Here is a 3,965-nt window from a genome sequence, read left to right on the forward strand (position 1 = left end):
GTCATGCGTGCTTCACCCTTTCGTACAGCAGCTCAGCCAGATGCATCACCCGAACTGGCTCCTCCCGATACCGAAGATTTCCAGCAATGTTCATCAAGCAGGCCATATCTAGTCCGACCAGTACCTCGGCTTCGGTCTCCCTGATGTGGTCCACTTTTTCAGTCACCATCGCTCCCGAAATATCCGGCATTTTCACCGCGAAAGTCCCGCCAAAGCCACAGCAGTCCTCAGCAAAGGGAAGTGGTACTAATTGCAGCCCCTTTACACTGCCAAGCAGCTTCATCGGTTCCTCCTTTACGCCGAGCAAACGTGTGCCATGGCAAGACGGATGGTAGGTTACCGTATGCGGAAAAGACGCGCCCACATCGGTCACGCCAAGCACCTGCACCATAAATTGCGTAAACTCATACGTCTTTTGCTCCAGCCTCCGTGCCGAATCGAGCCATTCGGGTTCATCCTTAAACAACTCCGGGTAATGATGAATCATATATGTGCAAGAGCCGGAAGGAGATACGACAAAATCGCTGTCGTTAAACGCTTTCAAAATCGTTTTAGCCGCAACCCTCGTTTCATCCCAATAGCCGCTGTTATAGGATGGCTGTCCGCAGCATGTCTGTATCTTCGGAAAATCCAGCTGAACACCATATCTGACAAGCAAGCGTGCCATCGCTTCCCCTACCTTGGGATAAATCGCATCACTTAGGCAGGTAATAAATAAAGATACCTTCATACGGAACACCCTTCCGTCCATGGAATAGCTATTACTTTATAACTGAAAGGTTACCTATAGTGCCGCTGCGCAGTCAGATGGTGCTTCCCATCGCTGTTGCCCCCAGATTCTTTACTCAATGCTAAAAATCTGGGGAAGTGATACTTTTAGAAGCTTGCAGTGGGATTCTCACTTATAACTTTTTTACACCATCAAAGAATCCCACTGCAATAGCGATCGTAAGACCAAATGAAACGCAAAGCGGCCTTCACCTTGGAAACTCCCCGCTTTACACAATCGTAACTGGAATAGCCAGCTCCGCAAGTTGACTCCGAATCGGGTCCGACAACCGCGAATCCGTAATAATCTCGGATACCTGCGACAGGTTCACGACGTGCGTAAACGCCTGTTGCCCAAATTTGCTCGCATCCGCCAGTAAAATCACACGGTCTGCAATGCTGACCATTTTCTGCTTCAAACGAGCTTGCAGTTCATTTGATTCGCTAATACCGCGATCCAGATGAACCCCCTGGCTGGAGAAAAACAATTTATCCACATAATAGGTTTCTAGTGAACGCTCTGCGAGCGGGCCTACAAATGACAACGAGCGTTGAAGCAACTGCCCGCCCGTCGAAATGACCCCGATTTTTTCCTTACCCGCCAGCTCTGTAGCTACCCGAATTGAATTTGTTAATATTGTCAAAGGAATATCCGGTAAACTTGACGCCATATACCAGGCGGTTGTGCTGGCATCCAGCAAAATACGATCATTCGGCTGAATCTGCTTGACCGCTTCCTCGGCAATCCTACGCTTTTCCTCTGCGTTCATAATTTCCCGTACCGCATAGGGCGTTTCAGGCTGCTCGTTTTTGACACTGACCGCTCCCCCATGCGAACGGCGCAGTCGTCCCGCCTGCTCCAGGCGGTCCAGATCACGGCGGATCGTTTCCTCCGTTACTTTGCACAACTCACTCAATTCGGACACCCGTATGCTTCCTTTTTCATTAACGAGCTGCACAATCATCTCATATCTTTCTGCGACCAGCATGGCAATCTCACTCCACATCTTTAATGTACAAAAAGTCCCGCCACCCGCCGGAATTGCCCGTAGGCATCCTCCCACGCTTCTGACTCGGCAGGTTCATATTCCTCCACGGAAATAGAATCCGCGATGACCCGGCGTGCTTCCCATATATCGGCGAACTTTCCCTGTGTCATCCATTGTACCGCAAGATTGCCGATTGCGCTCGCTTCTGCAGGTCCCGCCCACACTGGTTTTTGAATCGAATTGGCTGTCCATTGGCACAGCAAGCGATTTTGAATCCCTCCTCCGACCATATGCAAACCATTAAACCGTTGTCCTGACACCTGCTCCGTAAGCTCCAAAATGTAACGGTACTTTAACGCCAGACTCTCCAAAACACAGCGCGTGATTTCACCCGGCGTCTCGGGCAATGGCTGCCCGGTGTTGCGGCAATATTGGCGAATACGTGTTTTCATATCCCCGGCGTGCAGAAACAGTTCATCGTCCGGGTCAATCAAAGAAGTGAATGCTGGAGCCTGTTCTGCCATATGAACCAGTTCGGGGAAGGAATAGGAGTATCCCTGCCGCTCCCATTCTCTGCGCGCCTCCTGTAAAATCCACAAGCCCATAATGTTTTTAAGCAGCCTGTAAGTTCGACCGACCCCACCTTCGTTCGTAAAATTAAAACGAAGCGTATCGTCATTGATTACAGGCTGTGCCGTTTCCGTTCCCATCAGGGACCATGTTCCGCAGCTCAAGTACGCAAACGAGTGCTCCAGCGCAGGCACGGCAGCCACAGCAGATCCCGTATCGTGCTCTGCTACTACAATTACAGGAATCGCCCCAATACCCAGATCGGTCATGACCGACGAGCGGATAGTTCCTGCAACATTTCCTGGCTCCAGTACCTCACCAAACCAGGAACGGGGAATATTGATTCCAGACAAAAGCTCATCATCCCATTTTTGCTGCAACGGATTATATAATTGCGTGCTGGTCGCATTCGAAAACTCATTGTACATTTCACCTGTCAGAAAATACCGCAGCAGATCTGGAATCATCAAGAAATGCTTTGCCTGCTCCAGCAACGGTGAACTCGCATTTCGCATAGCAGCCAGCTGATAAATCGTGTTAAACGTCAAAAACTGAATGCCTGTACGCTGAAAAATGAAGTCTTTTCCCAGCCGTTCCTGTATTTCTTCCATCACCCCGTGGGTGTGCCAATCCCGATAATGATAAGGGTTCCCCAGCAATTCTCCGGTTTTCCCAATTAATCCAAAATCGACCGCCCAGGAGTCAATCGCAAGACTGGACGGATTCACTCCCATATGCTTGGCTTTGAGCAATCCTTGCTGAACCTCGTGATACAGACGCAACAGATCCCAGTGCAGACGCTCCCCAACCTTGACCGGATCATTCGAAAAGCGATAAATTTCCTCCACCACTATACGTGAATCTGTCAATTCTCCGAGTAGAACCCTGCCGCTGCTTGCCCCCAAATCATAAGCGAGGATGCTCACCAGCTTGCACCACCCTTGCCTCTTTGCAAAATCTGCGTGCCATACTCAGACGCTAAGTAGGCTTTCATCGGGTCTGCCGGTAACCCTTGCTCTTCACGGATCGCTCTGAGCAATGGTGCCACATCGAACTCAAACGCTTGGCGCACGGCATCCTCCGCACCCAGCACATCCTGGCGACTCGCCGCTTCCTCCACCTCTGCATGATTGATCAGAAGTGCCTTCGCATATTGAGTCTGCACATTCAGCACCGAGCGAATCATCGCCGGAATTTTGGGTTCAATATTGTGCGATTGGTCAATCAAATAAGCAATTTTGTCGACGGTATGGCGAATATCCGTATCTACATCCTGAGCGGCATTTAAAATCTGATAAAAAATCAAGAACAGTTCATACGGATTCGCGGAGCCCACGATCAGATCATCATCCGCATATTTGTAGCTATTAAAATGAAAACCACCTAATCGCTTCTCATCAATTAGAAACGCGACAATATGCTCCACGTTGGCTCCCGGCAGATGATGCCCTGTATCCACCAGCACCTGTGCCTGCGGCCCCAGCTTGGTTGCGAAATTGTACGCCATACCCCAATCGGCAATATCCGTATGATAAAAGGCTGGCTCGAACGCCTTGTATTCAATCAACATGCGCATGTCAGGAGTAAGCGCCTTATACATTTCACTGAGCGCTTCCAGCATCCAATTTTTCCGTTTGC

The 3,965-nt window shown here is 49.9% G+C and carries 3 protein-coding genes and 1 pseudogene; all 4 read right to left on the reverse strand.

The annotated features are described in order from the left end of the window. Nucleotide 1 precedes the first annotated feature (1 nt). Nucleotides 2-730 (reverse strand): (Fe-S)-binding protein, encoded by a 729-nt coding sequence (locus tag GRP75_RS20760; protein ID WP_160790246.1) that lies wholly within the window; start codon nt 728-730, stop codon nt 2-4. Between the two features lie 268 nt (nt 731-998). Further along, complete coding sequence (locus GRP75_RS20765; protein ID WP_160790247.1) at nt 999-1,757, reverse strand: DeoR/GlpR family DNA-binding transcription regulator; 759 nt, start codon at nt 1,755-1,757, stop codon at nt 999-1,001. A 20-nt stretch (nt 1,758-1,777) separates the two neighbouring features. Continuing rightward, nucleotides 1,778-3,253 carry a rhamnulokinase gene (rhaB, locus tag GRP75_RS20770; RefSeq protein WP_160790248.1) on the reverse strand — a complete coding sequence of 492 codons (1,476 nt, stop codon included), beginning with the start codon at nt 3,251-3,253 and terminating at the stop codon, nt 1,778-1,780. After that, nucleotides 3,250-3,965 (reverse strand): annotated as a pseudogene (locus GRP75_RS20775) (sugar isomerase); the annotation flags it as partial. The pseudogene GRP75_RS20775 and the gene rhaB, both read right to left, overlap by 4 nt.

This window comes from Paenibacillus sp. OT2-17 (assembly GCF_009827695.1).
GTDB lineage: Bacteria > Bacillota > Bacilli > Paenibacillales > Paenibacillaceae > Paenibacillus > Paenibacillus polymyxa_B.